31 protein-coding genes and 1 tRNA gene are annotated in these 26,749 nt (G+C 72.0%); 21 read left to right on the forward strand and 11 right to left on the reverse strand.

Annotation, left to right across the window (positions count from 1 at the left end; translation table 11 throughout):
- Positions 1-9 precede the first annotated feature (9 nt).
- Together ABZV93_RS03325 and ABZV93_RS03330 are read left to right on the forward strand one after the other, a co-directional pair.
- The gene (locus ABZV93_RS03325) at positions 10-885 is read left to right on the forward strand and encodes an alpha/beta hydrolase (RefSeq protein WP_354929525.1); all 876 of its coding nucleotides are present in this window, start codon (positions 10-12) and stop codon (positions 883-885) included.
- Positions 886-996: 111 nt separating this feature from the next.
- A complete protein-coding gene (locus tag ABZV93_RS03330) occupies positions 997-3,750 on the forward strand; it encodes a molybdopterin cofactor-binding domain-containing protein (RefSeq protein WP_354929528.1) in 2,754 nt (917 codons plus the stop codon).
- A gap of 24 nt (positions 3,751-3,774) precedes the next feature.
- On the opposite strand, the gene ABZV93_RS03335 is transcribed toward ABZV93_RS03330, so the two are convergent.
- Together ABZV93_RS03335 and ABZV93_RS03340 are read right to left on the reverse strand one after the other, a co-directional pair.
- Positions 3,775-4,371 carry an isochorismatase family protein gene (locus ABZV93_RS03335; RefSeq protein ID WP_354929531.1) on the reverse strand — a complete coding sequence of 199 codons (597 nt, stop codon included), beginning with the start codon at positions 4,369-4,371 and terminating at the stop codon, positions 3,775-3,777.
- A complete protein-coding gene (locus tag ABZV93_RS03340) occupies positions 4,368-5,828 on the reverse strand; it encodes a nicotinate phosphoribosyltransferase (protein ID WP_354929534.1) in 1,461 nt (486 codons plus the stop codon). Before ABZV93_RS03340 ends, ABZV93_RS03335 begins: the two co-directional genes overlap by 4 nt.
- 90 nt (positions 5,829-5,918) lie before the next feature.
- Here ABZV93_RS03340 and clpS point away from each other — a divergent pair, with 90 nt between their 5' ends.
- The 9 genes from clpS (at position 5,919) to rdgB (ending at position 12,605) form a co-directional block, all read left to right on the forward strand.
- Entirely contained in the window at positions 5,919-6,251 is a 333-nt protein-coding gene (gene clpS, locus ABZV93_RS03345) for an ATP-dependent Clp protease adapter ClpS (protein ID WP_354929537.1), read from the forward strand.
- Positions 6,248-6,808: a DUF2017 domain-containing protein gene (locus tag ABZV93_RS03350; RefSeq protein ID WP_354929540.1), complete on the forward strand. Its 561-nt coding sequence runs from the start codon at positions 6,248-6,250 to the stop codon at positions 6,806-6,808. Before clpS ends, ABZV93_RS03350 begins: the two co-directional genes overlap by 4 nt.
- A gap of 93 nt (positions 6,809-6,901) precedes the next feature.
- Entirely contained in the window at positions 6,902-7,357 is a 456-nt protein-coding gene (locus ABZV93_RS03355; protein WP_354929543.1) for a M67 family metallopeptidase, read from the forward strand.
- Positions 7,358-7,886: 529 nt separating this feature from the next.
- Complete coding sequence (locus tag ABZV93_RS03360) at positions 7,887-8,159, forward strand: MoaD/ThiS family protein (RefSeq protein WP_354929546.1); 273 nt, start codon at positions 7,887-7,889, stop codon at positions 8,157-8,159.
- Positions 8,160-8,175: 16 nt separating this feature from the next.
- Positions 8,176-9,123 (forward strand): cysteine synthase, encoded by a 948-nt coding sequence (locus ABZV93_RS03365; protein WP_354929548.1) that lies wholly within the window; start codon positions 8,176-8,178, stop codon positions 9,121-9,123.
- A 446-nt stretch (positions 9,124-9,569) separates the two neighbouring features.
- A complete protein-coding gene (gene murI / locus ABZV93_RS03370; protein ID WP_354929551.1) occupies positions 9,570-10,364 on the forward strand; it encodes a glutamate racemase in 795 nt (264 codons plus the stop codon).
- Positions 10,361-11,122, forward strand: coding sequence for an MBL fold metallo-hydrolase (locus ABZV93_RS03375; RefSeq protein WP_354929554.1), 762 nt, complete (start codon positions 10,361-10,363; stop codon positions 11,120-11,122). Before murI ends, ABZV93_RS03375 begins: the two co-directional genes overlap by 4 nt.
- A gap of 66 nt (positions 11,123-11,188) precedes the next feature.
- Positions 11,189-11,941, forward strand: coding sequence for a ribonuclease PH (gene rph / locus ABZV93_RS03380; RefSeq protein WP_354929557.1), 753 nt, complete (start codon positions 11,189-11,191; stop codon positions 11,939-11,941).
- Positions 11,942-11,945: 4 nt separating this feature from the next.
- Positions 11,946-12,605 (forward strand): RdgB/HAM1 family non-canonical purine NTP pyrophosphatase, encoded by a 660-nt coding sequence (gene rdgB, locus ABZV93_RS03385; RefSeq protein WP_354929564.1) that lies wholly within the window; start codon positions 11,946-11,948, stop codon positions 12,603-12,605.
- On the opposite strand, the gene ABZV93_RS03390 is transcribed toward rdgB, so the two are convergent.
- The 3 genes from ABZV93_RS03390 to bcp all read right to left on the reverse strand — a co-directional run bounded on the left by ABZV93_RS03390 (position 12,602) and on the right by bcp (position 14,079).
- The gene (locus ABZV93_RS03390; protein WP_354929567.1) at positions 12,602-13,315 is read right to left on the reverse strand and encodes a glycosyltransferase family 2 protein; all 714 of its coding nucleotides are present in this window, start codon (positions 13,313-13,315) and stop codon (positions 12,602-12,604) included. The genes rdgB and ABZV93_RS03390 overlap by 4 nt on opposite strands.
- Before the next feature lie 145 nt (positions 13,316-13,460).
- Positions 13,461-13,545 (reverse strand) — tRNA-Leu (locus ABZV93_RS03395).
- A 60-nt stretch (positions 13,546-13,605) separates the two neighbouring features.
- Positions 13,606-14,079, reverse strand: a complete 474-nt coding sequence (bcp, locus tag ABZV93_RS03400; protein ID WP_354929570.1) for a thioredoxin-dependent thiol peroxidase — start codon at positions 14,077-14,079, stop codon at positions 13,606-13,608.
- A 129-nt stretch (positions 14,080-14,208) separates the two neighbouring features.
- Between bcp and ABZV93_RS03405 the strand changes: the two genes are divergently transcribed.
- The 7 genes from ABZV93_RS03405 (at position 14,209) to ABZV93_RS03435 (ending at position 19,106) form a co-directional block, all read left to right on the forward strand.
- Positions 14,209-14,922, forward strand: a complete 714-nt coding sequence (locus ABZV93_RS03405) for an energy-coupling factor ABC transporter permease (RefSeq protein WP_354929573.1) — start codon at positions 14,209-14,211, stop codon at positions 14,920-14,922.
- The gene (locus ABZV93_RS03410) at positions 14,919-15,398 is read left to right on the forward strand and encodes a PDGLE domain-containing protein (protein WP_354929576.1); all 480 of its coding nucleotides are present in this window, start codon (positions 14,919-14,921) and stop codon (positions 15,396-15,398) included. Before ABZV93_RS03405 ends, ABZV93_RS03410 begins: the two co-directional genes overlap by 4 nt.
- Before the next feature lies 1 nt (position 15,399).
- Positions 15,400-16,164 carry a cobalt ECF transporter T component CbiQ gene (gene cbiQ / locus ABZV93_RS03415; RefSeq protein WP_354929579.1) on the forward strand — a complete coding sequence of 255 codons (765 nt, stop codon included), beginning with the start codon at positions 15,400-15,402 and terminating at the stop codon, positions 16,162-16,164.
- The gene (locus ABZV93_RS03420) at positions 16,161-16,961 is read left to right on the forward strand and encodes an ABC transporter ATP-binding protein (protein ID WP_354929582.1); all 801 of its coding nucleotides are present in this window, start codon (positions 16,161-16,163) and stop codon (positions 16,959-16,961) included. Before cbiQ ends, ABZV93_RS03420 begins: the two co-directional genes overlap by 4 nt.
- Before the next feature lie 91 nt (positions 16,962-17,052).
- The gene (locus ABZV93_RS03425) at positions 17,053-17,379 is read left to right on the forward strand and encodes a DUF3618 domain-containing protein (protein ID WP_354929585.1); all 327 of its coding nucleotides are present in this window, start codon (positions 17,053-17,055) and stop codon (positions 17,377-17,379) included.
- Positions 17,380-17,537: 158 nt separating this feature from the next.
- Positions 17,538-17,834: a co-chaperone GroES gene (locus tag ABZV93_RS03430; RefSeq protein ID WP_237768554.1), complete on the forward strand. Its 297-nt coding sequence runs from the start codon at positions 17,538-17,540 to the stop codon at positions 17,832-17,834.
- A 24-nt stretch (positions 17,835-17,858) separates the two neighbouring features.
- Entirely contained in the window at positions 17,859-19,106 is a 1,248-nt protein-coding gene (locus ABZV93_RS03435; RefSeq protein WP_354929588.1) for an FUSC family protein, read from the forward strand.
- Here ABZV93_RS03435 and ABZV93_RS03440 read toward each other — a convergent pair whose 3' ends face one another.
- Both ABZV93_RS03440 and ABZV93_RS03445 read right to left on the reverse strand, forming a co-directional pair.
- Positions 19,107-20,843, reverse strand: a complete 1,737-nt coding sequence (locus ABZV93_RS03440; RefSeq protein WP_354929591.1) for a restriction endonuclease — start codon at positions 20,841-20,843, stop codon at positions 19,107-19,109.
- A 396-nt stretch (positions 20,844-21,239) separates the two neighbouring features.
- Positions 21,240-21,626 carry a PASTA domain-containing protein gene (locus ABZV93_RS03445; protein ID WP_354929594.1) on the reverse strand — a complete coding sequence of 129 codons (387 nt, stop codon included), beginning with the start codon at positions 21,624-21,626 and terminating at the stop codon, positions 21,240-21,242.
- Between the two features lie 305 nt (positions 21,627-21,931).
- Here ABZV93_RS03445 and ABZV93_RS03450 point away from each other — a divergent pair, with 305 nt between their 5' ends.
- The 3 genes from ABZV93_RS03450 to ABZV93_RS03460 all read left to right on the forward strand — a co-directional run bounded on the left by ABZV93_RS03450 (position 21,932) and on the right by ABZV93_RS03460 (position 23,675).
- Positions 21,932-22,315, forward strand: coding sequence for an MASE1 domain-containing protein (locus ABZV93_RS03450; RefSeq protein WP_354929597.1), 384 nt, complete (start codon positions 21,932-21,934; stop codon positions 22,313-22,315).
- The gene (locus ABZV93_RS03455) at positions 22,312-22,482 is read left to right on the forward strand and encodes a hypothetical protein (RefSeq protein WP_354929600.1); all 171 of its coding nucleotides are present in this window, start codon (positions 22,312-22,314) and stop codon (positions 22,480-22,482) included. The genes ABZV93_RS03450 and ABZV93_RS03455 overlap by 4 nt, the downstream gene beginning before the upstream one ends.
- 143 nt (positions 22,483-22,625) lie before the next feature.
- Positions 22,626-23,675 (forward strand): MASE1 domain-containing protein, encoded by a 1,050-nt coding sequence (locus ABZV93_RS03460; RefSeq protein WP_354929603.1) that lies wholly within the window; start codon positions 22,626-22,628, stop codon positions 23,673-23,675.
- Between the two features lie 92 nt (positions 23,676-23,767).
- Here ABZV93_RS03460 and ABZV93_RS03465 read toward each other — a convergent pair whose 3' ends face one another.
- The 4 genes from ABZV93_RS03465 to ABZV93_RS03480 all read right to left on the reverse strand — a co-directional run bounded on the left by ABZV93_RS03465 (position 23,768) and on the right by ABZV93_RS03480 (position 26,716).
- Complete coding sequence (locus tag ABZV93_RS03465) at positions 23,768-24,154, reverse strand: VOC family protein (RefSeq protein ID WP_354929606.1); 387 nt, start codon at positions 24,152-24,154, stop codon at positions 23,768-23,770.
- Positions 24,155-24,448: 294 nt separating this feature from the next.
- Complete coding sequence (locus tag ABZV93_RS03470) at positions 24,449-24,640, reverse strand: hypothetical protein (RefSeq protein ID WP_354929609.1); 192 nt, start codon at positions 24,638-24,640, stop codon at positions 24,449-24,451.
- A gap of 289 nt (positions 24,641-24,929) precedes the next feature.
- Complete coding sequence (locus ABZV93_RS03475; protein ID WP_354929612.1) at positions 24,930-26,327, reverse strand: sigma-70 family RNA polymerase sigma factor; 1,398 nt, start codon at positions 26,325-26,327, stop codon at positions 24,930-24,932.
- Positions 26,324-26,716, reverse strand: a complete 393-nt coding sequence (locus ABZV93_RS03480; RefSeq protein WP_354929615.1) for a YciI family protein — start codon at positions 26,714-26,716, stop codon at positions 26,324-26,326. The genes ABZV93_RS03475 and ABZV93_RS03480 overlap by 4 nt, the downstream gene beginning before the upstream one ends.
- Between the last annotated feature and the right edge of the window lie 33 nt (positions 26,717-26,749).

Below are 26,749 nucleotides of genomic sequence, written 5' to 3' on the forward strand. Positions count from 1 at the left end.
AGTGAGCTCATGACTCTTCCTGACGGGCAACCGCACCTGACCACCAAGACCACCAAGACCGCCGAGACCGCCGAGACCGCCGAGACCGCCGTGTCGCTGGGCGACGGCGACCTGCACGTGTGCGAGGACGGCCGGCGTGACGCCCCCGCACTCCTGCTGATCCACGGGACTGCCTTCTCGGGGCGCTCGTGGGACCTGCTGGTTCCCCTGCTGACCCGATCCCACCGGGTCGTTCGGATCGACCTGCTCGGGTGCGGCCGGTCGGCCAAACCGGAGGACGCGAGCTACGAGCTACCGGACCAGGCTCGGCGAGTCGGTGAGGTTCTCGACCGGCTCGGCATCGACCGGGCCACGGTCGTCGGTCATTCCAGCGGTGGCATGGTCGCCACCGCCCTCGCCGAGCGCCGGCCCGGCCTGGTGACCGCGCTCGTGGTCGTCAACACCGGGCCGAGCATGGACGCCTTCATCGCCCCGGCCTCCGCGGAGCTCGGACCGGAGCAGTGGCCGCCGAGCGACGAGCAGATCCGGCAGTTGGCGAGCACCGGGTTCGGCCGCTCGGGCCGGCAGGTCACGGAGGAGGTCGTGGCCGAACTGCGGAGTACGAGCTTCCAGGTGTTCGCCGCACTGATGCAAACACCGCGCGACTACGTGATGGAACGGACCCTTCCCGATCGGCTGAAGGTTCTCGGCAAGCCGCTGCTGGTGATCTTCGGCGAGGACGATCGCAGGTGGCGTTCGTCCTCGGCCGCCGACTACCGGATCGTTCCGGGGGCGAAGGTCGAACTGTTGTCCGGTCTCGGGCACACGCCGATCCTGGAGGACCCGGCACGGACCGCCGAGGTCATGCTGGCGTTCAGCGCGCCGCTCGCGGAGCGGGAGAGCTGAACGCCGCCCTCCTGCCGGCGTGGGACGCACGTGGCGTTCGCGGGGCAGGACGGACAGGATGGAACGGTCTGCTGCCGTGCGTACGCGTGACGTAGGAGAGGGAACCCATCCGTGACCGAATCCGGCTCGATCTCGACGGTTGTCAACGACGCGCCCACCGACCTCGACCTCGACCCGGAGACTCCGCTGGTCACTGTGCTGCGCAACGACCTCGGCCTGCGCGGCGTACGCCAGGGCTGCGCGATCGGTGAGTGCGGGGCGTGCGTCGTCCTCGTCGACGGACGCGCCGAACGCTCCTGTCAGCTTCCGCTGTCCGCGGTGGCCGGCCGGCGGGTCACCACCCCGGAGGGACTGGGTACTCCCGACCGCCCGCATCCGATCCAGCAGGCGTTCCTCGACCGGCAGGCGGCGCAGTGTGGCTATTGCCTGAACGGCATCATCATGTCCACCGCGGCTCTCCTCGGCGGCGCGGCGCCCGACGGCGCGGCGTCCGGCGGCGCGGCGTCCGGCGGCGCGACGTCCGGCGGCGCGGCGCCCACGGGCACCGGCAGCTCGCCGCGCCTGTCGGAGCAGGAGATCCAGGTCGCACTGGCCGAGCACCTGTGCCGCTGCGGCACCCACCACCGGATCCTGCGCGCCGTCCGCGAGCTCGCCGGACACGAGCAGCCCTCGCCGCGCCCGCCGATCCGGATGGACGACGGCCCGGGCGGTCGGGACGCGCCGGAGGTGGCCGCCGACCTCCGCGCGGACCGGGCGGAGGAGGTTCCCACCGAGGGCACGGACGAGGTTCCTGGCGTTGCGTCGGAGGAGGTGCCCGCGGAGCATGACCGCCCGGCCGAGCCACTGCCCGGTGCGCTGGCGACGGCGCCGAACGTCGAGGACTGGCTGCGCCCCCTGCCCGACGGCCGGATCGAGGTCCGCAGCGGACGGGCCGAGCTGGGTCAGGGCGTACGCACCGCGCTGGCCCAGATCGTCGCGGCCGAACTCGGCGTACCGCTGGAACGCCTCGTCGTCCGCTCGGCCGCCACCGACGGCACACCCGACGAGGGTTACACCGCGGGCAGCAACTCCCTGGAGGCCGGGGGAACGGCACTGGCCCGGGCCGCCGTGGCGTACCGCAGGCTGGCGGCCGAGGCGGAGGACGCGGGGGACGGCAGCCCGCCCACCGGCCCCATCCGGCCGGACGACCTGCCCCGATGGGAGGGCGGTCCGGTGGGGGAGGCCGCACCGCGCAGCGACCTGCCGGCCAAGCTGACCGGCGCACCCGCGTACGTCCACGACCTCACCCTGCCCGGCATGCTGTACGCCCGCGCGCTGCTGCCGCCGCGCGAGGACGCCCGGCCGGCCGCCGTCGACCTCTCGGCCGCGAAGGACCTGCCCGGGGTGGAGGCGGTCGTGCACGACAGCCGGCTGCTGCTCGTGGTGGCCACCCGGGAGGACGCCGCGGTCAGGGCGGTGCGCCGGCTCGCCCGTACGACTCGCTGGGAACAGCCGTCCGACCCCGGCACCGGACCGGCCGCCCGGACCGAAGCACCCGTGCGCGCATCCGTCGTCGAGGAGCCCGGAGTGGAGCAGGCACTGACGTCGGGGCGGGTGGTGCGGGCCTCCTACGCCAAGCCGTACGAGGCGCACGCCTCCGTGGCCCCGTCGAGTGCCGTGGCGCTGGTCGAGCCGGACCGCACCACGGTGTGGACCCACAGCCAGGGCGTCTACCCGCTGCGTCGCGAACTCGCCGCCGCGTTCGGCCTGCCCGAGGACGCGCTGACCGTCCGGCACGTGGACGGCCCCGGCTGTTACGGCCACAACGGCGCCGACGACGCCGCCGGGTTCGCGGTGGCCGCCGCGCGCGCCGTGCCCGGCCGGCCGGTGCGGTTCCAGTACGCCGTGCAGGACGAGTTCGGCTGGGAACCGTACGGCCCGCCGATGTCGGCCGACCTGGCGGCGAGTCTGGACGCGGACGGCCGGGTCACCGGCTGGCGGCACCGCATCCGCACCGACGCGCACACCGCCCGCCCGCACGGAACCGGCGACCGGCTGGTGGTGTCCTGGCTGCGCGCGGACCCCCGGCCCAGGCCGTGGTCGGGCGGCGGCGAGGGCGGGGTACGCAGTGCCGAGCCGCTGTACGAGCTCGGTGCCCGCGACATCGTGGGCGAGTACGCCCCGGGACCGCTGCGTACGTCGGCGTTGCGCTCTCTCGGCGGCTACTTCAACACCTTCGCCATCGAGTCGTTCATGGACGAGCTGGCCGAGGCGGCGGGCGCCGACCCGGTGGCGTTCCGGCTCGCCCACCTGCGTGACGAGCGGGCCCGGGCGGTGCTGGAGGCGGCCGCCGCGCACGCCGGCTGGCGGGAACGGGTGGGGCCGAGCGGGCGTGGCCAGGGCGTGGCGGTGACGAGGTACAAGGGCAGCAAGGCCTACGTCGCCCAGGTGGCCGAGGTCGACGTCGACGCCGCCACCGGCGCGGTCGCGGTCCGCCGGGTCGTGGTCGCCTGCGACGCCGGCGTGGTGGTCAATCCCGACGGGCTGCGCAACCAGCTGGAGGGCGGCGTGCTGCAGGGGCTGAGCCGCGCGTTGTACGAGCAGGTGCGCCACGGCCCCGACGGGGTGGAGAGCCTGGACTGGACGTCGTACCCGGTGCTGCGGTTCGCCGACGTGCCCGAGCTGGAGGTCGTACTCCTCGACCGGCCCGGCCTGCCGCCCCTCGGCGCCGGCGAGGCGTCCACCCCGCCTACCCCGGCCGTGCTGGCCAACGCGGTCGACGACGCGGTGGGGATCCGGGTACGCGAACTCCCCCTCACCCCGGCCCGGCTGCGTGCCCGGCTGGAGGAACTCACCGACGCCGAGCTGGCCAGGGTCCGGATCTGAGCACCGGTGCGGGCAGCCGTGGGCCTACTCCCGGACGATCGGAATACCCACCAGTTCACAACCCGCGGCACGCATCTCATCCAGGGCGGCGCGGGTGGTCTCGGCGGAAAAGCCGGCGGTGAGGTCGAGCAGCACGCGCGCGGACATGCCCAGCTTGGTCGCGTCGATCGCGGTGAGGCGTACGCAGTACTCGGTGGTCAGCCCGGCGACCTCGATCTCGGTGACGTCGTGGTCGCGCAGCCAGTCGGCCAGCATGGCACCGTTCTTCGCCTTGCCCTCGAAGCCGGAGTACGCCGCGGAGTGCTCGCCCTTGTCGAAGACCGCGTCGAAGGGCTGCGGGTCGAGGTTGGGATGGAACCCCGCGCCGTCGGTGCCGGCGACGCAGTGCGGCGGCCAGGAGTCGCGGTAGTCCGGCTGCGCGGAGAAGTGCGCCCCGGGGTCGACGTGGTGGTCGCGCGTGGCCACCACGTAGTCGTACGCCTTGTCCCGCTGGTCGGCCTCCTGCCAGGTGTGCAGGATCTCGCCCAGCTTGAACGCGACTTCCGCGCCGCCCTTCACCGCGAGGCTGCCGCCCTCGCAGAAGTCGTTCTGCACGTCCACGACGATCAGCGCACGGCTCATCGTGCTCCTCCTTCGCGCCCGGTGTGCCCCGTCTGCTCCAGCTGCCCCGTGTGTTCGGTGTTCGCGGACCGCTCGTGCCGCGCCGCGTGCTCGTCGTACGTCGTCGGCAGCACCGGCTCGCCCCGCGACAGCTTCAACGCGGTCGGCGGCAGCTCCGCCCGGGACCGCAGGTGGCGCTCGCGGGCCGCGGCGATCGGCTCCCGGCCGACGATCTTCCCGTCGGTGACCAGGGGGACCAGCAGTTGCCGGCCGCCGTCGACCGTGCACTCGGGGTGTGTGCACACCACCTCGGCGACGGCGGTTCCGTCCTCCAGCCGGCGGTGCGCCCACTTGCGCCCCTTGTGGGTGGGCTTCCCCGTGGACAGCTTGGCCACGCCCTCCATCGGCGAATCGGCCTCGGTGCCTTCGGAGCGGGCGACCAGCTTGTAGATGAGTTCGGCGGTGGGGTAGCCGCTGCCGACGACGAGGGCCGTGCCGACGCCGTAGATGTCGACAGGTGCGGCGGCCAGGCCGGCGATGGCGTACTCGTCCAGGTCGCCGCTGACCAGGATGCGGGTGCCGGTGGCGCCGAGCGCGTCGAGTTCGGCGCGTACGTCGTGGGCGAGGACGGCGAGGTCACCGGAGTCGATCCGGACCGCGCCCAGGCCGGGACCGGCCACCTCGACCGCGGTCCGCACCGCCTCCCGTACGTCGTAGGTGTCCACCAGCAGCGTGGTGTCGGCGCCGAGCGCCGCGACCTGCGCGGCGAACGCCTCCTCCTCGGAGTCGTGCAGCAGCGTGAACGCGTGCGCGCTGGTGCCAGCGGTCGGCAGGTCGTAGCAGCGGCCGGCGGCGAGGTTGGAGGTGCTGGCGAACCCCGCGACGTAGGCCGCCCGGGCCGAGGCCACGGCCGCGTACTCGTGCGTACGCCGGGATCCCATCTCCACGATCGGGCGGCTGCCGGCGGCGGCAGTCATCCGGGAGGCCGCCGAGGCGATCGCGCTGTCGTGGTTGTAGATGGACAGGGCGAGCGTCTCCAGCAGAACCGCCTCGGCGAAGGTCCCCTCGACCACCAGGATCGGGGAGCCGGGGAAGTAGCACTCGCCCTCGGCGTAGCCCCAGATGTTTCCCCGGAAGCGATAGTCGCGCAGCCAGTCCGCGGTGGTGACGTCCACGATCCCCCGCCCGCGCAGGAAGGCGACCGTCTCCTCGTCGAAGCTGAACCGCTCCAGCGCGTCCAGCAACCGGCCATTGCCGGCGACCACGCCGTAACGCCGACCGTGGGGCAGCCGGCGGGCGAAGACCTCGAACACGGCCCGCCGGTGCGCGGTGCCGTCGGCGAGCGCGGCGCGCAGCATGGTGAGTTCGTACTGGTCGGTGAGCAGTGCGGTGGTCGGCCCTGTGTCCGACCCGGTGTCCGACCCGGTCTCCGACCCGGTGGGCACTGCGGGAGGAAAGGCCTCGGGCGCCGCGTCCATGGGCCGAAGCCTAGGGCATCTGTTGTTCGGTGGCGGACTGCACGATTTTCTGGGGGTGCGTGCCGAACGGTCCGGCCACCGGATGCCACGATGGGACCTGTGAGCGGTACCGCACCCGTGGAACTCGAACGCCCCGAGACCGACGACGTCGTCCTTCCGGACACGCCGTGGATCACGATCGTCTGGAACGACCCGATCAACCTCATGTCGTACGTCACCTACGTCTTCCAGACCTACTTCAGCTACCCGCGCAAGAAGGCCGAGAAGCTCATGATGGACGTCCACAAGCGTGGGAAGGCCGTCGTGTCCAGCGGTACGCGCGAGGAGATGGAACGCGACGTCGAGGCCATGCACTCCTACGGCCTGTGGGCCACCCTGGAGAAGAGCGGCAAGGGCGGCGACGGAAAGAGCGGAAACGTATGACCAGTGGCTTCCGGTCCCGCCGCGGGGTGATCACCGCGACCCTCGCGGCCGAGGAGGTGCAGCTCGTCCGCGGCCTGATCGGCGAGCTGGTCGAACTGGTGCGCAGCGAGACGCCCATCGCGGCGCCGCCGCCGGAGGACTCCCTCGCGGCGCTGGTCGGGCACCTCGGCTCGACCGAGCCGCCCGAGGACGAGGTGCTCGCCCGGCTGTTCCCCACCGCCTACGCCGACGACGAGGAGGCGGCCGGCGACTTCCGGCGGTTCACCGAGTACGGCCTGCGCGACGGCAAGGTGAAGAGTGCCGAGACGGTGCTCGAGTCGCTGGGCGACCCGGAGTACTCCGACCAGGTGACGGTCTCGCTGAACGCCGAGGAGGCGCAGTGCTGGCTGCGTACTCTCACCGACCTGCGGCTCGCCCTCGGCACCCGGCTCGGGGTGGAGGAGGACGACGAGGACCGCTGGGCGTCGCTGCCGGAGGAGGACCGCCGGCGGCAGGTGTACGGCGTGTATGTCTGGCTCGGCTGGCTGCAGGAGTCCCTCGTCTCCGCCCTCTGGTGACCGCCCTGGGCCGACCCGGGCGCGTGCTCGGCCTGTCCCGACCGGCCCGTGCTGACCGGCCGGCCTCGGCGGGCGCTGGGTAGGCTCGGGCCCGTGCTCACGATCGACCAGGCGACCCGCGACGCGATCGTCGCCCATGCGCGTGCCGACCACCCCGACGAGGCCTGCGGCGTCGTCGCCGGACCGATCGGGTCCGACCGGCCCGAGCGTTACGTGGCGATGACCAACGCCGAGCGCTCCCCGACGTTCTTCCAGTTCGACCCGCAGGAACAGTTCCGGGTCTGGCGGGACATGGACGACCGGGACGAGGAACCGGTGGTGATCTACCACTCGCACACCGCCACCGAGGCCTACCCGTCCCGTACCGACATCGGCTACGCCTCGGAGCCGCAGGCGCACTACGTGCTGGTCTCGACCCGGGAGTGCGGGTCGGAGGCGGGCCCGGTGGAGTTCCGGTCGTACCGCATCGTGGACGGGCAGGTCACCGAGGAGGAGGTTCGGGTGGTTCCGGCGTACGACCGCGACCCTGAGCCCGACCGCACCGCCTGAGCCCGACCGCACCGCCTGAGCCCGACCGCGACCCTGAGCCCGACCGCACCGCCTGAGCCCGACCGCACCGCCTGAGCCCGACCGCACCGCCTGAGCCCGACCGCACCGCCTGAGTCCGACCGCGGAGCCCGGTCGTCCCACCTCCCGGCGGGTCCGTCCGAAGGGCCGACCGGCGTCCGGTTCAGGACAGCTCGCCCCGGATGTTCCCGCTGGGCGAAACCGGGCGGCTCCGCGCCACGGTCCGGCCCGTAAGCTGAGCGGCGTGGAGCTCTTCCTGCTCGCCCACTCGGCGCCGGCGCTGGTCTACGACTGTTCGCCCGCCTGAGCCCCCCAAGCGCGCTCCCTCCCTCGCACCCCTGAGGAATCTCCGCGCCGACGCGCGTGTTGGAGCATCCGGGCGGCGGATTTCCGGCCGGTACGCCGGTCGGCCCTCGCCTCGAGCAGTAGTGCAGCCCTGTCAGCCAGATCAGTCAGCCCAGTCCAGTCAGCCAGACCCTCGCGACGAGAGACGACCGAAGGAGCACGCCCGATGGCTATCGAGGTCCGCATCCCGACGATCCTGCGCCCCCACACCGGTGGGGCGAAGACCGTGGAGGGCGCCGGAGCGACCCTGAGCGAGCTGTTCGACGACCTGGAGGCACGCCACTCCGGGCTGAAGGACCGGCTGGTCCAGAACGACGACCTGCGCAAGTTCGTCAACGTCTACGTCAACGACGAGGACGTCCGGTTCCGGGGCGGGCTGAACGCCCCGGTGTCCGACGGCGACGTCGTCACCGTCCTGCCCGCGGTCGCCGGCGGCTGAGCGGACGGGAGACCGGATGCGTTTCGCGTCACTGCTGGACTCGGTCGGGCAGACCCCGCTCGTGGGGTTGCCCCGCCTGTCGCCGAGCCCCGACGTACGCCTGTGGGCGAAGCTCGAGGACCGCAACCCCACCGGGTCGGTGAAGGACCGCGCCGCCCTGGCGATGATCGAACAGGCGGAGAAGGACGGCCTGATCCGCCCCGGCGCCACGCTCCTCGAACCCACCTCCGGCAACACCGGCATCTCGCTGGCGATGGCGGCCAAGCTCAAGGGCTACCGCCTGGTCTGCGTGATGCCGGAGAACACCTCCGAGGAGCGGCGCCAACTGCTGCGGATGTGGGGCGCGGAGATCGTCTCCTCCCCGGCCGCGGGCGGGTCCAACGAAGCCGTCCGCGTGGCCAAGGCGCTGTCGGAGGACCACCCCGACTGGGTGATGCTCTACCAGTACGGCAACCCCGCCAACGCCCTCGCCCACTACGAGGGGACGGCGCCGGAGATTCTCGCCGACCTGCCGAGCGTCACGCACGTGGTGGCCGGTCTCGGAACCACGGGGACCCTGATGGGGGTCGGCCGGTTCTTCCACGAGCGAAAGCCCGACGTCACCATCGTCGCCGCCGAGCCGCGCTACGGCGAGCTGGTCTACGGCCTGCGCAACATCGACGAGGGCTTCGTGCCGGAGCTGTACGACGCGAAGCTGATCGACTCCCGCTTCTCGGTCGGGCCCCGGGACGCGGTGCGCCGGGTGCGCGAACTCCTCGACGCGGAGGGGATCTTTGCCGGCATCTCCACCGGTGCCGTACTCCACGCGGCGATCGCCCAGGCGCACCAGGCGGTCAAGGCCGGCCGGAGCGCCGACATCGTGGTGATCATCGCCGACGGCGGCTGGAAGTACCTCTCCACCGGCGCCTACGAAGGCACGCTCGACGCTGCCGAGGAGTCCCTGGACAGCCAGCTGTGGGCCTGAGCCCCGTGAGGCTGCGACCGGACCGCGGGGCGAATGCGGCTTGACTGCCGTCCCTAGAGCGTTCGGACCCGAAATTTCGAGAATTGCCCGAATCCGCCTGCAACCACCCACCGGTCTCGCGGGTCTGCCACATGACGCGCCCGGGACGGCGACTGCGGGGAAACCCGGAGGGGGTGCCGAGCACAGGAGGCCAGGGGTGGAGCACGTCGGCAGGACCGGAGGGGGGCCGGACCGACCGGCGTGACGGTGCTCGGTGACGCTGATGGTGGGGTGCTGTCGGGTGTGTCCGGCACCAGGGTGCGCGCTCGCGGGGGGCGAGCCGCACCTTGGTGCCGGACCCACCCGTCTCCACCTCCGTGCAGGTCACCGTACGCAGCCTGGTACTCACGTCACACCTCCGGTCACTCTTCGAACGCCTGTCGGGTTGGCCCCGTAGGCTGACGGCCGTGTCAGATGCGCCGATCGGGATCTTCGACTCGGGGTTCGGCGGGCTCACCGTGGCCCGCGCCCTGCTCGACCAGCTCCCGCACGAACCCGTGCTCTATCTCGCCGACACCGCGCGGTATCCCTACGGCCAGAAGAGCATCGCCGACGTACGCAAATACGCCCTGGAGTGCCTGGACCACCTCGTCGACCAGGGCGTCAAGCTGCTCGTCATCGCCTGTAACTCCGCCAGCGCCGCCGTGCTCCGCGACGCCCGCGAGCGCTACTCCGTTCCCGTCGTCGAGGTGATCTTCCCGGCGGCCCGGCGGGCGGTGGCGGCCACCCGGTCCGGTGAGGTGGGGGTGATCTGCACCCGGGCGACCGCGACGTCGCTGGCCTACGACGACGCGTTCGCGGCCGCCCCGCACATCAACCTGCACACCCAGGCCTGCCCGCGGTTCGTGGAGTTCGTCGAACGTGGACTCACGGCCGGCCCGGAGCTGCTGGCCGTGGCGCACGACTACCTCGACCCGCTGACCAAGGCCGGAATCGACACGCTCGTCCTCGGCTGCACGCACTACCCCCTGCTCACGGGCGTGATCTCGTACGTCATGGGACCGGAGGTCACGCTGGTGTCCAGCGCGGAGGAGACCGCGAAGGACGTCTACGCGCGGCTGGTGCGCGGCGGAGGGGAACGCAGCCCCGCGCTGGCGCCACCGCGGCACCGGTTCCTCACCACCGGCGACCCGGACGCCTTCATGCAGATCGGGGGGCGCTTCCTGGGGCCGGAGATCACGTTCGTGGAGGAGATGGCGTGAGGCTCACCGTTCTGGGGTGTTCGGGTTCGTTTCCCGGGCCGGGCTCGCCCGCGTCCGGTTACCTCGTCGAGGCGCCGCACGAGGGGCGTACGTTCCGGCTCGTCCTGGACCTGGGCAACGGCGCGTTCGGTGCCCTGCAGCGGTACGTCCCCGACTACGACGTGGACGCGGTGGGGGTGAGCCACCTGCACCCGGACCACTGCGTGGACCTGTGCTCCTACTACGTCGCGAGCCGCTACCACCCGCGCGGCCGGCGCGGCCGGGTTCCGGTCTACGGACCCTACGGCACCGCCGACCGGCTGGCCGCGATGTACGGCCTGCCGCTGGACCCCGGCATGCGGGATGTCTTCGACTTCCGCGCCTGGGTGGACGTCGAGCCGACCAAGATCGGACCGTTCGTGGTGTCGGTGGCGCCGGCGCGGCATCCGGTCGAGGCCTACGCCGTCCGGCTGGACCACGAAGGCCGGTCGCTGGCCTACACCGGCGACACCGGGCCCAACCCCGAGCTCGCAGCGCTGGCGGCCGGCGCGGACCTCCTGCTCAGCGAGGCGACGTTCCTGCACGGTGCGGACAATCCGCCCGACCTTCACCTCACCGGGCGGCAGGCGGGGGAGTACGCCCAGGCGGCCGGCGCGGGGAGGTTGGTGCTGACGCACGTCCCGCCGTGGTACGACGGGCAGCGGATGCTCGCCGACGCCCGTGCCGTCTACCCCGGCCCGCTGGAGCTGGCCAGGCCGGGCGCGGTGTACGACATCTGAGGGCACCTGGGAGCGCCGGCACCGCGGCCCGCGATGAGTGTCGGCGCGGATCGGTAGGGTCGGCCCATGACGAGCATGACGAGAGTGGACGGCCGGGCCGCCGAGCAGTTACGACCGGTCTCGATCACCCGTGGCTGGCTCGACCACGCCGAGGGTTCGGTCCTGGTCGAGTTCGGGCGCACCAGGGTGCTGTGCGCGGCCAGCGTCACCGAGGGCGTGCCGCGCTGGCGGCGCGACTCCGGCGAGGGCTGGGTCACCGCCGAATACGCCATGCTGCCCCGCTCGACCAACACCCGCAGCGCGCGCGAGTCGGTCAAGGGCAAGATCGGCGGCCGCACGATGGAGATCTCCCGCCTGGTCGGGCGTTCCCTGCGGGCAGTGATCGACCACGCCGCCCTGGGTGAGAACACCATCGTGCTCGACTGCGACGTGCTCCAGGCGGACGGCGGCACCCGGACCGCCGCGATCACCGGGGCCTACGTCGCCCTGGTCGACGCCGTGCGGCACCTGGAGCGCAAAGGTGCGCTGAAGGGGCGCGCGCTGATCGACTCGGTGAGCGCGGTCTCGGTCGGGGTCGTGGGCGGTGTGCCGATGCTCGACCTGTGTTACGAGGAGGACGTCCGCGCCGACACCGACATGAACGTCGTGATGACCGGTGACGGGCGCTACGTCGAGGTGCAGGGCACGGCCGAGCGGGAGCCGTTCGACCGCAAGCTGCTCGACGGGCTGCTGGAGCTGTCGGCCATCGGGTGCGCCGAGCTCACCCGCGCCCAGTCCGAGGCGCTCGCCGTCGACCTGCCGGCCGGATCAGCCCGGTGAGCCGATGACGGCGATGGGGACGGGCATGCGGCGGCAGGTCGTGCTGGCCACGCACAACCGCAAGAAGCTCGCCGAGCTCGACCGGATCCTGCGCCCGCAGCTGCCCGACGTCGAGGTGCTCAGCCTGGACGACGTGGACTCCTACGACGAGCCCGCCGAGACCGAAGCCACCTTCGCCGGCAACGCATTGCTGAAGGCCCGTGCGGCCTTCGAGCATTCGGGGCTGCCCGCGATCGCCGACGACAGCGGCCTGTGCGTCGACGCGCTGAACGGTATGCCGGGGGTGCTGTCGGCCCGGTGGTCGGGCGTGGACAAGGACGACGCCCGCAACAACGCGTTGCTCCTGGCCCAGCTGGCCGACGTGCCGGCCGAACGCCGGGGCGCGGCGTTCGTCGCCTGCGTGGCGCTGGTCCTGCCAGGTGGCCAGGAGCACGTCGTCGAGGGCCGGGTCGCCGGCGCCATCGCCACCGAGCCGCGGGCCGACGGCGGGTTCGGCTACGACCCGCTGTTCGTGCCGGAGGGCGGCACCCGCACGTTCGCCCAGATGTCGGCGGAGGAGAAGGACGCCGTGAGCCACCGCGGCCGGGCGCTGCGCGAGCTGGTCCCGCTGCTCGCGGTCCACCTGCCCGACCCGGCCTGCGGCGGTGAGGGGGCCGGACGCTAGCGGCGGGCCCGTCCGTCGCCCACGCGGTCGACACCAGCGCGGATGCGGAGCAGGATCCACAGCGCCTCGACGCCGTCCCGCCAGGTGAGCTTCTTGCCCTCCGCGCGGCTGCGGGCGGTGTAGGAGATCGGCACCTCGTACGGCCGGTAGCCGGCGCGCAGCAGCTTGCCGGTGACCTCGGCCTCCATGCCGAAGCCGGCGGAGCGGATGCCGAGCCGGCGGTAGAGCTCCAGCGGCATCAGCTTGAAGCAGGTCTCCAGGTCGCGGATGTAGCAGTTGAACAACACGTTCGCGAACGTCGTCACGGCCCGGTTGCCGAGCACGAACCAGAACGAGAACGACGTGTGGCTGCTGAACGTCCGTGTGCCGTAGACGACCTCGGCCTCCCCGTCGATCACCGGGCGAAGCAGCTTCGGGATGTCGTCCGGGTCGTACTCCAGGTCGGCGTCGCAGATCGTCAGGTGAGTCCCGGTCGCGATCTGCGCCGCGGTCGCGATGGCCGCGCCCTTGCCGCGGTTCACCTCGTGGCGGTGGATCACCACCCGCGGGTCGTCCACCGCGGCGAGCAGGTCTGCGGTGCCGTCGGTGCTGCCGTCGTCGACCACGACGACCTCGACGTCACAGGGATAGTCGACGTCGAGGATCCGCTTGCGGACCAGGTCGAACGTCGCCGCCTCGTTGTACACGGGGACGAGGATCGAGAGCTTCACTGGGACTTCTCCACGCGAGCCAGGGCCGGTACGCACGTGCGCACACAGCGGAACGAGGACACGACGAGTACGACGGGGACCGGGACGACTGGTGCGACGGGGACCCGGACGACGGTGAGGCGGCCGCGGGCGAACCCGTGCCTGCTGGTGCGAGAGAAGGGACTCGAACCCTCACGCCCAAAGGCACCGGATCCTAAGTCCGGCGCGTCTGCCAATTCCGCCACTCTCGCCTGCCGGTCCACCCGCGGCGGCCCAGTCTACGGGCCGGCCACGGGTGGGCCGGGCAGGCCTCACACTCCGAGTTCGCGTCGCAGCCGGGCCACGTGGCCGGTCGCCTTGACGGCGTACTGCGCGATCTCGATCCGGCCCTCCTCGTCGACGACGAAGGTCGAGCGGATCACACCGGTGATGGTGCGGCCGTACGACTGCTTCTCGCCGTACGCCCCCCACGCCTGCAGCATGGACTTGTCCGGATCGGACAACAGCGGGAAGGTCAGGCCCTCTTTCGCCACGAACTTCGCCAGCTTGGCCGGGGAGTCCGGGGAGATGCCGAGCACGGTGTAGCCGGCGGCCGCGAGCGACTGCAGGGAGTCGCGGAAGTCGCAGGCCTGGGTGGTGCAGCCGGGGGTCATCGCGGCGGGGTAGGCGTACACGATCACCTTCTGCCCGCGCAGGCCCGACAGCGTGACCGGCTTGCCGTCGGTGTCGTCGAGGGTGAAGTCGGGCGCGGTGTCGCCGGGGTTGAGTCGGGGAGTGGGTGCCACTGGTCCTCCTGGTCGGCGTACGGATCGACCTGCCGGAGCTAGTTGCAAATAATTCGCATGTAAGAATACGAGGCGCAACTCAGGGGCCGGCAGGTTGCCTCATCATCTCCCAGCCGCGAGGAGGAACCGGTGCACGTGCCCGACGGTTTTCTGGACGCGCCGACGTCGATCGCCACCGGCGCCGTCGCCGCGACCGCGGTGGCGGTCTCCCTGCGGCGCGCGCGGCGCGAGCTGGACGACAAGACCGCGCCGCTCACCGGGCTGGTCGCCGCGTTCGTGTTCGCCGTCCAGATGCTCAACTTCCCGGTCGGCGCCGGCACCAGCGGGCACCTGCTCGGAGGTGCGCTGGCCGCGATACTCGTCGGACCGTGGACGGCGGTTCTGTGCATGACCGTCGTCCTGCTCGTCCAGGGGCTGTTCTTCGCCGACGGCGGCATCACCGCGCTCGGCACCAACATCACGCTGATGGGCGTCGTCACCGTGGTGGTCGGCTGGGCGTTGTTCCGGCTCACGCTGCGGTTCCTGCCGAGGCGACCGGCCTCGGCGGCACCGGCGGCGTTCGTCGCCGCGCTGGTCTCGGTGCCGGTGGCCGCGCTGTGCTTCGTCGGCCTGTACGCCGTGGGGGGCACCGCCGACATCTCGCTCAAGGCCGTCTTCGCCGCCATGGTGGGCTGGCACGTGCTGATCGGGCTCGGTGAGGCGGCCATCACCGCCCTCACGGTCGGCAGCGTCATCGCGGTGCGCCCGGACCTGGTCCACGGCGCCCGCCCGCTGATCGCGGCCCGCGAACTCACCGTGCGAAAACCCCGCCCGCTCGTCACGAAGGGAGACCGGTCGGCATGAGCAGGCCCGAGGACAGGCCCGAGGGCCGGCCAGAGGACCGGGCTCCCGCCGGGGAGACCGGAAGGCGGGGACCCCGCACCCGGGTGATCGTGGTGGTGGGGCTGCTGGTCGTACTCGCCCTCGCGGGTGGGGTCAGCTACTACGCCTCGGCCAGCCCGGACGGGCTGAACAAGGTCGCCGAGGACCACGGCTTCGCCTCCACCGCGAAGGACAGCCCGACGCGGCACTCCCCGTTTGCCGGCTACGGCGTCCGCGGCATCACCGACGGCCGGGCCTCCACCGCGGTCGCCGGGGTCGCCGGCGTGGCCATCGTGCTGGCGCTGGGCACCGGAGTCGCGCTCGCCGTCCGCCGCCGCGACCGCCGCGGCGACCATGGCGGCGACCATGACGGTGACCACAACGACGACCACGGCGCTCCCTCCGCCACCATGGCCGCCGCGCAGGACGCGTCCGCCGCTCCCGACAGGAGGCAGTGACGTGGCCTCGGGCCACACCCACCTGCTTCACCTGCACGGCTACTCGCCGGTGCACCGGTTGCCCGCGCACTGCAAGCTCGTCGCCCTGGTGACCTTCGTCCTGCTGGTGGTGGCCACGCCGCGTACCGCCTTCTGGGCGTTCGCCGGATACGCCGTCCTGCTGCTCGCGGTCGCCGCCGTCGCCCGGGTGCCGCTCGGCTTCCTGGCCCGGCGGGTCGTGGTGGAGACGCCGGTGATCGTGTTCGCCGTACTCCTGCCGTTCATCGCCCAGGGGCCGCGGGTGGACGTGGCCGGCCTGGCACTCTCCCAATCCGGCCTGTGGTCGGCGTGGAACGTCCTGGCCAAGGCGACTCTTGGCGTCGTCGGCTCGATCCTGCTGGCCGCCACCACCGACCAGCGCGACCTGCTGGCGGGGCTGCAGCGGCTGCGGCTGCCCAACCAGCTGGTCCAGATCGCGACGTTCATGGTGCGCTACCTCGACGTGATCACCGGTCAGCTGGGCCGGATGCGGATCGCCCGGGCGGCCCGCGGCTTCGACCCGCGCGGGATCCGGTCCTGGCCGGTCCTGGCCCGGTCGGCCGGCACGCTGTTCATCCGTTCCTACGAACGCGGCGAGCGGGTGCACCTGGCGATGCTGTCCCGGGGGTACGCCGGCGCCCTGCCCGTCCTGTCCGAGGAGCGCACCCCGCGGGCCGCGTGGGCCGCGGTCGCGGTGCTACCGCTGTGCGCTCTTCTCCTGGCGGTTGGGGCATGGTGGACCGCGTGACGACGACACCCCGGGCGAGCCAACCGGCGACGCACCCGGCCGCCCAGCCGGTCCTGGCGGTCAGCGGACTGGCGTTCGCCTATCCCGACGGCCACCAGGCGTTGTACGGCGTCGACCTCACCGTGCACGCCGGTGAGCGGGTCGCCCTGCTCGGCCCCAACGGCGCGGGCAAGACCACGCTGGTGCACCACCTGAACGGCATCCTCGAGGCCGGCCGGGGATCGGTGCACGTCGACGGGCTGCTGGTGGGCAAGCCGACGCTGGCCGAGGTACGCCGCCGGGTCGGCGTGGTGTTCCAGGACCCCGACGACCAGTTGTTCATGCCGACGGTCCGCGACGACGTGGCGTTCGGCCCGGCCAATCTCGGGCTGCGCGGTGCCGAGCTCACCACCCGGGTGGTGGAGGCGCTGGCCGCGGTGGGGATGAGTGACCACGCCGACCGCCCGCCGCACCACCTGTCGTTCGGGCAGCGGCGCCGGGTGGCGGTGGCGACCGTGCTGGCGATGCGGCCGTCGGTGCTCGTCCTGGACGAGCCGTCCAGCAACCTCGACCCGGCCAGCCGCCGCGAGCTCGCCGAGATCCTCACCGGCCTGGACGTCACGGTGCTCATGGTCACCCATGATCTGCCGTACGCGCTGCAGCTGTGCGACCGCGCGGTGATCCTTGACGAGGGCACGATCGTCGCCGACGGGGCGACGGTCGACCTGCTCGCCGACGCCGGCCTGATGGCCGCGCACCGGCTGGAGCTTCCGTTCGGGTTCGACCCGGTACGTGCCAACGTCGCGCGAGCGGGGTAGCCATCTGGAAGACTGGCATGATCTCCGGTAGGGGATCGGAGATCTGCAGGTGGAACCACCGCGGGGCCGACGTGATCGGAAAGGACCACCAGTGAGCGACTCGACCAGACCGGCGCTTCCTGACCAGCGGGCTGTCAGCAACGGCTCCCGCAGTGCCCATTCGGGCCCACGCACCGCGGCGCAGATCGAGGCCGACCTCGCGGCGACCCGCGACTCGCTGGCCAACACCGTCGACCTGCTGAGCTCGCGGGTGCAGCCCAAGGCGCTGGCCGCCCGGGTCACCGCCAAGGCCAAGAGCCTCGTCCTCAACCCCGACGGGAGCCCGCGCACCGAGCGGCTCCTCACGATCGGCGGCGGCGTGGCCGGCGCGGTCGGTGCACTGACCCTGCTCCGCTACGTCGTCCGCAAGCGCAGCTGACCTGGCGACGATCACCTGACGATCACGTGGTGACCACGCCCCCTTCGGTGTCTCCTTCGGCGTCCCCCTTGGCGTCGCCGAGGGGGAGCGCCGTAATCTCTCATGACGTGACTGACTCCCACGCCGCGCGGCTGAAGGCCGAGAAACTGCCCATCCGCATGCTCCACGACCGGGTCCTCGTCTCGATGGACTCCGACAGCGGCGAGCGCCGTTCCTCGGCGGGCATCGTGATCCCGGCCACCGCCCAGATGGGCAAGCGGCTGGCCTGGGCGCGGGTGGTGGCGATCGGTCCGCACGTACGCACCATCGTCGTCGGCGACCGGGTGCTGTTCGATCCGGAGGAGCGCGCGGAGATCGAGGTCCGTGCCGAGGCGTACGTCCTGTTGCGGGAGCGCGACATCCATGCCGTCGCCTCCGAACGCCTCGAGGACGACTCGACCGGCCTCTACCTTTGAGCGCCTCGCTCACCGGCCACCACGATGCCCGTCCAGCCCGGCCACTCCCACCAGTCCGAACACTCCGACCGCTCCGGCCGGCGACCGGCTGAGCGGATGGTCCGGCGCGGGGAGACCATCGTCGGCGAGATGGCGCAGCGCTCGCGGGAGTCAGTGCGCGCCCGGGGCGGACGCCTGCGCCAGGCCCTCGTGCCGATCATCCAGTCCGCCGCCGCGGCCGGGATCGCCTGGGCCATCGCCACCAAGCTGATCGGCCACCAGCAGCCGTTCTTCGCCCCGATCGCCGCGGTCCTGTCCCTCGGCGTGGCGCTCGGACAGCGGCTGCGCCGCTCGGCGGAGCTCGTGCTCGGCGTGGCGCTCGGCGTCCTCGTCGCCGAACTCCTGATCGGCGTGATCGGGCGGGGTGCGTGGCAGATCGCCCTGGTCGTGTTCCTCGCGATGTGCACCGCGGTGCTCGCCGGTGGCGGGCCCGTCCTGGTCAACCAGGGCGCGGCGTCGGCCATCCTGATCGTCGCGCTGGTGCCCGCGAGCGCGGCCGCGACGTCGCCGGCCCCGACGGCGCGGTTCGTCGACGCGCTGGTCGGCGGCACGGTCGGCCTGGTCGTCAACGCGCTCTTGCTGCCGATGAACCCCATCCTGCTGGCCCGCCGGGCCGCCAACCGCGTGCTCGACGAACTCGCCGCGGTCCTCGACGAGATCGCCACGGTGCTGACCGACCGGGATGCCGAGCACGCCCGGGAGACGCTGCGCCGCGCCCGGAAGATCGAGGGTCCGGTCGGGGAGTTGCGGGACGCGGTGGGTGCCGGCAGCGAGATCGCCCGCATCGCCCCGGTGCGCTGGCGTACCCGGGGTCACCTGATGCAGTACGTCGACGCGGTCGACCACCTCGACCACGCCGTACGCAACGTACGGGTGCTGGCCCGCCGGGCAGTGGTGGCGATCCAGCAGGACGAGCCGGTCGACCCGGGCCTGCCGGCGGGTGTTCGCCGGCTGGCGGAGGCGACCCGCACACTGCGCAACGAACTCGCCAAGGGCGCGGACACCCGGGCCACGCAGCGCGGACTGGTGGACGCGGTGGAGCTCGCCACAGCCTCGGTCGGGACCGGCTTCTCCGGCAACGTGATGGTGGCGCAGATCCGTTCGGCCGCCCACGACCTGATGCGCGCGGCCGGGTTGGAGGCCGACGAGGTGGACGAGGCGTTCGGCCGCCGCCAGCCGCCGGAGTCGGCTGAGTCGACCGGGTCGGCAGGGTCGGCGGAGTCACCGGAGTAGTCAGGACGGCGGGCGGGGCGAGGGCTTCGGCGCGGGGTGCGTGTCCCCGGTGGCGCGCGGTCCAGTCCTGCGGGTCGGATGGTGCGAGGGTCCCGGCCCGGCGCCGTTGGACCCGGCGGCCGGGTGGGCCCTCCCGTTCGCGGCCTGGCTCCCGGTCGGGCCGTCGGCGGTGGCCGCGACTGCGGTGGCGGCAGGGGGGTCCATCCGGGCGGGCAACCCGTGGATTCGGCAGAGCGCCAGCAGGCTCCGCCCGGCGTACAGGCGCAGCGGCCGGCCGTGCGCGTAGTCGTAGGCCTGGGGTTCGAGCCCGGACGTGGTGAGCAGCAGGCCCTCGGTGGCGTGCCGGCGGCGCACGGCCGAGCCCAGTGCTCGTACCTCCGCGGTCTCCATCGTCCCGCCGCGCCGCTGCACCTGGACGACGGTCTGCTCGGTCCGCCCTCCGGTGGTACGCCGGGCCAGATAGCTGCCGGAGCCCTGGGGGAGCGGCGTGAGCTGGTAGCCCATCCGCTCCAGCAGCCGCTCCATCAGCCGGCCGAACTCCTCCGGCGTGGTGGCCAGCAGGTTTGGTCCCTTGCTCGAGGCCACGAACAGGTGGGGGTCGGCCAGTTCGTACGGCAGGACGGGGGAGACGGCGCTGAGCTCGTCCGGGAAGGCCGACACCCGCGCGCCGAACCGGCTGCGGATCTCACCCAGCGGATCGTCGAGGTCGTCCAGGGGAAGCCGCGCGAACTGCCGCCGGGAGGTGCTCAGGCTGATCAGGCAGACCGGTTCCTCCGGATCCGCGGGCCCGTCCGCGGCGTGCCCGGGGCGATGGTCGTGGCCATGCTCGGGGCTGTGCTCGGGGCTGTGGCCGGAGCCGGGAGTGACGACGCCGTTGAAGACCACGGTCTGCACCAGGTCGGCCGGGTCGGCTGACAGGGCGACGTGCACGGCCCGAATCGCCAACTGTGCGCAGACGCCCTCGTACACCTTGCGTACCTCGGAGATCGGCCGCCACCGGTGCACGCCCACCGACTTCGTGGCCGGGTTGTAGCGGTACTCCCGTTCGCGAGGCACCACGTCGACGCCGGGAAGCCGCCACTCCACCACCAGCAGCCGGGACTCGGGCACGTAGCCGAACCGGTGACCGCGCGGGAAACCGGCCGGGCGGGACGCGAACGGCGCGAAGATCCTGGTGAAGTAGTCGCAGACCGCCTCCGGGTCCCCGGTCAGCACCCGGTCGCGGAATCGGTCGATGCCGGCGTTGTGGGCGAGAACGCGGCGCCGGTCGGGTCCGCTGGCTTCGTGGTGTGCCCTGCCGCGCTCCTCGATCCGGGCCAGGCGGGCGGCCTCCTCCTCGCGGTAGCGCTCCAGCGCGCTCGTGTACTCCTGCTCCGCCGCCGCCTGCGCGGCCTGCCGGTGGGCGTCCCTGGTGAGCAACCGGCGCAGCCGTCCGGTCCGGGGCGCGAAGTCGGCCCAGGTGGGCACCTGCGCCGGCACGGCGTCCGGGCCGAGGTCGAGAAACGGAACCCGCTCCTTCTGGGCCTCGAAGTCCAGCGGCGCCACGGTGCGCGGCATCGTGGCCCGCAGGACGAACCCGAGCTTCTGTACGCGTTGCTCGACCCCCTCGGTGCGCACCGCCGCGTCCTCACGCATCCGCTGCTCGTCCAGCTCGGCCCGCAGCCGCTCCCGGGCGGACGCTGCCCGGCGGGTACGCCAGTTGCCGGGTCGCCGAAACTGGGGTCGTTGGCGTGGCACGGCGCGCTCCCTCGTCAGTGGGTCCTACCTCGCGGTGCGGGTGGTGTCAGGCTGAGCCGAGGGTCCGGGCGGCGATCGCCTGGTGTCGTCTGCTCGTTTTCGGGGTCGCTGCCACTTCCGATCACGCAGGGTCCATACCTTGTAACACTCGCCCCGGAACCAGGCAAAGGACTGTCACAGCGCTCAGTCCGGCCTGACCTTTGCCGCCAGACCCTGCAAGGTTGCGGAATTGGGCGAGCGCGCTGTCCGGTTTGGATCTTCTGCCCGAATCGCGGTGGCCGCACGGACGTGCGCGAGGCGGTGGTCGCCATTCGTACGCCGACCGCTGGGCACGCTCGGCTTCGTGCGACCGGCGGAAAGTTGGCCGAAGTGGCCACGCGGGCGGCGAGGGCGTGCTCAGTCGTCGGCGGGGGAGCGTTCCCCCAGGCGCACGGCGCCGAGGTCGACAGGGGAGTCCCTGGCCCACCGGCCCGGCGCCGGCGACTGGCCGCAGACCCGCCAGGAGCGGTCCAGGATCTCCCGGCGGCCGCGGCCGAGCGCGTCGTGGGAGATGAGGTTCGCGAATCCGGCACCACGCGCCGCTTCCTGAGCCGACTGCAGGCCCATGCCCACCAGGTCGGGCAGGAGCGCTCCCGACGGGCCGGGTCCGGCGCTACGGGCGCGGTGGGCCGGCCCGCCCGCGACCGCGACGGCGGATCCGGCGCGCCGCGGTGGGCGAGCCGGGATGAGCCTGCGGAATCCGGGCGTACCCTCCCATGACCTGCGTGCCAGCCTGCCGGTCATGGTCGCCCCCTCCCCGCCGGGGCAGGTCCGAAAACCAGTCAGAGCAAGGGCGGGTTGACAGCGTTGAACATGCGGGCCGCTATCGAGCCCCATTCCTCCGAATCTCCCTTCTCCCTGGTCGTCGTACCGGAAAACGGTCGCACCGAAGCCGCAAAAGTCCGGTGGTTGGGCCCGGGCGCCGGCACGTACGGTCGGCGTGTGGAAATCGCCCCGCACACCCCGGCCGGTTCGGTGTGCCTTTGTGCATTCTCGGCGTCGCCGTCGCCTGTCACGCGAGTGGCCGGCTGGTGTGTACAGCCCGATCGGTGGTGGCATCGCTGACGTCAGTGCTCGGCTATTTGTTGCGGGAGGCCGCGGGCTTCCGGCCGGAGTTGCCGAGACTGCGCGACGTGCTCGCGCTCGTGGTGCTCGGTGGGATCGCCTCGACGGTGGTGGGGGCAACCGTGGCCGTCGGTTCGGTGCAGGTGGCCGGTATGCCGGCCACGGACTTCGGCACCACCTGGTTGGTGGAGTGGATCGGAGACGCCCTCGGCGTGCTGGTGGTCGCGCCGTTCCTGCTCATGGTGCGAAGAGTCCACTGGCCCAGGGTGTTCCTGCCCGCGCGCTGGCTCGAGGTGACAACCCTGTTCGCGGTCATGGTGCCCGTTTCGCCGCGGCGACCGCAGTGTCCGCGTCGGTCCTCTCGGTGACCGTCTCCGCCCGCAACGAGGCGCGTACGCACGTGGAGGAGGTCGCCAACCAACTCGCCGCGGTGGTCCACCAACTCGCCCGGCGGCTAGGCGTACGCCCGCGGGCCGACCACGCCTCCGGTTCGGAGCGCAGCGACCCGAACCTCCCACAGTCGAAAACCGCCTAGCAGTGGCATTACTACCGAAAAAGCGCCAGTGATTGACAACTCCCGAATGGTGTCGAAGAACTCCGAACGGCCTGTCCCACTCGGACGGAGGGGCCTGAATTGGTGCTGAATAACGACGACCAACGGGCGTATCATGAGGTGTCGTGACGAGTGATTTCCGAAAGCGTGATCACGCCACCACCGTCGCGCTGATCATCGGACTGGCAGCGGTTTATTACCTCGTCGGAAATGTCGGACTGCTCCAGCACATCGGTGCCGGGCCCGCGCGGCTGCTGTGGCCGCCGACGGGGGTGTCGATCGCCGCGCTGCTCATCTTCGGGGCACGGATTCTCCCTGGCGTCACCCTCGGTTCGTTCCTGGTCAACCTGATCGGCCTGGGCCGCCCTCCGCTGGTGGCCGCCGCGGTGGCGCTGGGGGTCACCCTGGGCATGTGGTGCGGCTACCGGTTGCTGCGTCGCGCCGGTTTCCGGCTGGAGCTGGACCGGATGAAGGACCTCGCCTCCCTGGTGGTGTACGGCGCGCTGGCCGCCACGGCCGTCAGCACGACGATCGCCATCGGCGTCCAGGTGCTGGCCGGACTCGAACAACCCGGCAACTTCTGGACCCGCCTGCTGCTGAGCTGGATCAGCTCGGCGATGGGCGTCCTCGTCGTCACACCGTTCCTTCTCGTCCTGCGCCGGGTGCACGTGCCACGCGACGTACGCCTGCTCCGCGTTCTCGAGGCGGTGGTCATGCTGGCCGGAACGCTTCTCGTCATGCTCCTCGCCACCCGTACGAGCACCGAACTTCTCTTCCTGGTCTTCCCGTTCCTGATCTGGGCGGCGCTGAGGTTCCAGCTTGCCGGGGCGACCACGGCGATCCTGGTGGTGTCGACGATGGCGGTCATCGGCGCCGTCAACGGGTCGGGGCCGTTCGAGGGGCAGGACGTCTACTCCAACCTGATCACCATCCAGGCGTTCGACGGGTCCACCGCGCTCACCGCCCTGGTCCTTGCGGTCACCACCACCGAGCGAAACCTCGCCCACAACGACGTCGAGCAGGCGGCCACCCAGCTCGCGTCGGTGGTGAGCCAGCTCGACCGGAGTCTGCGGCCCCGGCCGGTGCCGTTGGCGCGCAACCTCACCGAGCAGGGCGACGGTGAGCACCGGGTGGTACGCGAGCGCGTGGAGGGCAGCGGAGCCCCATCGGCCTGAGCGCCGTCACTGCCGTCCGAGTGGCAGGTGGCGGAGGTCCTCGACCGCCTCGGCCAGCAGTTGTACGCCTTCGGCGATCAGTCGGTCGGTTTTCACGGCGCGTCTCGCGGGTCGGTGACGCAGAACTCGTTGCCCTCCGGGTCGGCGAGCGTGGTCCACCCGTCGTACTCCTGGCGCGCCGAGGCGCCCAGCGCGACCAGCCGGGCGACCTCGTTGCGCCGGTCGGTGGAGACGACGTCGACGTGGAGTCGGTTCTTGCCCGCCTTGGGCTCGGGAACCTCGGTGAAGAAGAAGGTCGGGCCCGGGCCGTCCAGCGCGACGGACGGGTCGGTCTCGTGAGTGAACCCGAGACCCGCGAGGCGTTGGATCTCATCCTCGTCATAGGCCCGGACGGCGTACCCGTCCAGGACCTGTGCCCAGAACCGCGCCAGCGAAGCTGCGTGCCGGCAGTCGACGACGATCTCGCGCAACCATGCCATGAGGCCACAGCATGGCCGCACGTCTCGCCGCAGACCAGTCGTTTTGGCGTCGTGGCGGCCGTTCGTCAGAGTTGTTCGCCGGTTGCGCGGTGGTCGTTCGGTCCGGCACCCGGCCGCTGCGCGGCGCCACGCGGCGCCACGCGGTGGCCGGAGCCGGGTGATGTGTGCTCGGCGAGCTGCGACGTGAATGTGCTGCCGAGTCGTCTCGGCGTTTTCGGGAATTCGTTATACAGGTGATATCGATGCGAGTTCGAGACGTGACGTCCGGCGGCGAAAGCAGTCGTGCGTCACGTGTCAGCGTTGCGTGGAAGTGGAGGTGCTGGTGGAGGAAGTGGAGGTGCTGGTGGAGGAAGTGGTGTCGACGACGTTGGCGGCAGCGACGCCGTCGCGATAAATCAAAACTCCGGCAGAGAGGCTGAGGGCAAGCAGGAAGAGCAGAACCAGCCCCCAGGGCGTGCCGCCCTGCCGACGACCGTAGATGCTCATGCGCTGATCATGACAGTCAGAAGCCTGCTGGGTAGGGGATTTCGGGCAATCGAGACTGTCCGACAGGTGTGGTCGCAAGGACCGTGCGGACCGCCTCCGAGATGTCGTACCTGCTCGTCACCGGCTGTAGCCTGGCGATCTCGCGTTCACCCCGCCAGGTCGTCACGCAGGTCGGGGCGAAAGGGAAATATCAATGATTATCAGCGGAATCATCACCGCGATCATCGTGGGCGCCATCATCGGGGCACTTGGCCGGCTGGTAGTGCCGGGAAAACAGAAGCTGGGCTGTCTACTCACGATCGCCATCGGAATTGTCGCGGCCCTGCTCGGCACGTGGATCGCCGGATTGTTGGGGGTTGCGCACACCCCGGGCATCGACTGGATCCAGCTCGCCTTCCAGGTCGGCTTCGCCGCCGTCGGCGTCGTGATCGTGGCCGGAGTCACCGACCGCCACTGAGGCCAGGTCGTTCGCCCGGGCGTTCAGGTAACGCTGCTCGGGGATGCTCGTCGTCAGCCGGGCCGCGGTGGCGTAGGTGGTCCGCGCCTCGTCGAGGCGGCCCTCCAGTTCCAGCAGGTGTGCGTGCACGGCGTGCAGGCGATGGTGGTGACGCAGCCGCCGGTCGGCGAGCAGCGGTTCGATCATCCGCAAGGCCGCGGCCGGCCCGGACACCTCCGCCACCGCGACCGCGTGGTTGAGCGTGACCACCGGGCCGGGCGTGAGCGCGTGCAGCATGCCGTACAGCGTCTCGATCTGCGGCCAGTCGGTCTCCGCCGCCGTCGGCGCCTCGGCGTGCACCGCCGCGATCGCCGCCTGCAGTTGGTACGGCCCCACCGGCCCGCTCGGCAGCGCGGCCTCCACCAGCCGAACCCCCTCGCCGATCAGCCGCCGGTCCCACAACGAGCGGTCCTGCTCGGCCAGCGGTACGAGTGAACCGTCGGGGCGGGTCCGCGCCGCACGCCGGGCGTCGGTGAGCAACATCAACGCCAGCAGCCCGCTCACCTCGCCGGCCCCGGGCAGGTGACCATGCAGCTGACGAGCCAGCCGGATGGCCTCCTCGGCGAGGGAGGTGTCGGTCAGGCTGGTCCCCGTGGTGGCGGTGTGGCCCTCGGTGAAGATCAGGTAGAGGACGTGGGCGACCACGGCCACCCGCTCGGGCAACTCCTCGGGCGTGGGAACGGTGAACCGCGCACCGACCTGGCGAAGCCGGGCCTTCGCCCGGGTGATCCGCTGGGCCATGGTCGCCTCGGGTACGAGGAACCCGCGGGCGATCTGCGCGGTACTCAGCCCTCCGACGGCCCGCAGCGTCAACGCCACCTGGGACGGCCGCGGCAGAGCAGGGTGACAGCACAACAGCAGGAGCGTCAGCGAGTCGTCCCGCTCGCTGTGGACCGACGCGTCCGCCGGCGGGGCGACCAACGCCTGCGCCGGGGTGTGCCGGGCGACCAGGTCCTCCCGGTCCGCCCGGGACTGGTCGGCCCGCCAGTGGTCGACCAGCCGCCGGGAGGCCACCCGGATCAGCCAGGCCCTCGGGTTGTCCGGCATCCCGTCGGCCGGCCACTGCCGGGCCGCCGCGAGCAACGCCTCCTGCACCGCGTCCTCGGCGGTGTCGAAGTCACCGTAGCGGCGGACGAGCGCGGCGAGGACGTGCGGCGCGCACTCGCGCCACACGTCCTCGAAGCCGGTCACTGGTCGTCGCCGCCGGACCACATCGCCGGGCGAAGCTCGACATGACTGCCCGGTCCGGCGAAGTGGGCGGCGATCTCCTCGGCTCGCTGCCGGGTTGCGCAGTCGATCAGGAAGAAGCCGGCCAGTTGCTCCTTCGTCTCGGCGTACGGGCCGTCGGTGGCCAGGTTGCCCTCGGGGCTCCACCGGTACACCGTGGAGGACGCGGGATCGGCGAGCGCCTCGGCGGTGACCAGCTCGCCGGAGGCGGAGATCTCCTCCAGCAACGCGTCGAACGCGCTGTCGCCCTGCGCGTGCTGCTCTTCGGAGAGCGCGCGCCCCTCGGCGGTGTAGCGCGAGGTCGGGTGGCCCCACGGGTCAGGGTTGGAGTGGATCAGGATGACGTACTTCATCGGAAAGTCCTCGTTTCGGGCTCTGCGCCGTCG

The organism is Actinopolymorpha sp. NPDC004070 (assembly GCF_040610475.1).
GTDB lineage: Bacteria > Actinomycetota > Actinomycetes > Propionibacteriales > Actinopolymorphaceae > Actinopolymorpha.

Coding starts and splice junctions, on each gene's coding strand:
- ABZV93_RS03350 (WP_354929540.1), top strand. CDS start 6,248: ATGACCAGTGGCTTCCGGTCCCGCCGCGGGGTGATCACCGCGACCCTC.
- ABZV93_RS03335 (WP_354929531.1), bottom strand. CDS start 4,371: ATGAGCCGTGCGCTGATCGTCGTGGACGTGCAGAACGACTTCTGCGAG.
- ABZV93_RS03340 (WP_354929534.1), bottom strand. CDS start 5,828: ATGGACGCGGCGCCCGAGGCCTTTCCTCCCGCAGTGCCCACCGGGTCG.
- rph (WP_354929557.1), top strand. CDS start 11,189: ATGACGAGCATGACGAGAGTGGACGGCCGGGCCGCCGAGCAGTTACGA.
- ABZV93_RS03465 (WP_354929606.1), bottom strand. CDS start 24,154: ATGGCATGGTTGCGCGAGATCGTCGTCGACTGCCGGCACGCAGCTTCG.
- ABZV93_RS03435 (WP_354929588.1), top strand. CDS start 17,859: ATGCCCGTCCAGCCCGGCCACTCCCACCAGTCCGAACACTCCGACCGC.
- ABZV93_RS03360 (WP_354929546.1), top strand. CDS start 7,887: ATGGCTATCGAGGTCCGCATCCCGACGATCCTGCGCCCCCACACCGGT.
- ABZV93_RS03480 (WP_354929615.1), bottom strand. CDS start 26,716: ATGAAGTACGTCATCCTGATCCACTCCAACCCTGACCCGTGGGGCCAC.
- rdgB (WP_354929564.1), top strand. CDS start 11,946: ATGACGGCGATGGGGACGGGCATGCGGCGGCAGGTCGTGCTGGCCACG.
- ABZV93_RS03445 (WP_354929594.1), bottom strand. CDS start 21,626: ATGACCGGCAGGCTGGCACGCAGGTCATGGGAGGGTACGCCCGGATTC.
- ABZV93_RS03365 (WP_354929548.1), top strand. CDS start 8,176: ATGCGTTTCGCGTCACTGCTGGACTCGGTCGGGCAGACCCCGCTCGTG.
- clpS (WP_354929537.1), top strand. CDS start 5,919: ATGGGACCTGTGAGCGGTACCGCACCCGTGGAACTCGAACGCCCCGAG.
- ABZV93_RS03430 (WP_237768554.1), top strand. CDS start 17,538: ATGCTCCACGACCGGGTCCTCGTCTCGATGGACTCCGACAGCGGCGAG.
- ABZV93_RS03470 (WP_354929609.1), bottom strand. CDS start 24,640: ATGAGCATCTACGGTCGTCGGCAGGGCGGCACGCCCTGGGGGCTGGTT.
- ABZV93_RS03325 (WP_354929525.1), top strand. CDS start 10: ATGACTCTTCCTGACGGGCAACCGCACCTGACCACCAAGACCACCAAG.
- ABZV93_RS03410 (WP_354929576.1), top strand. CDS start 14,919: ATGAGCAGGCCCGAGGACAGGCCCGAGGGCCGGCCAGAGGACCGGGCT.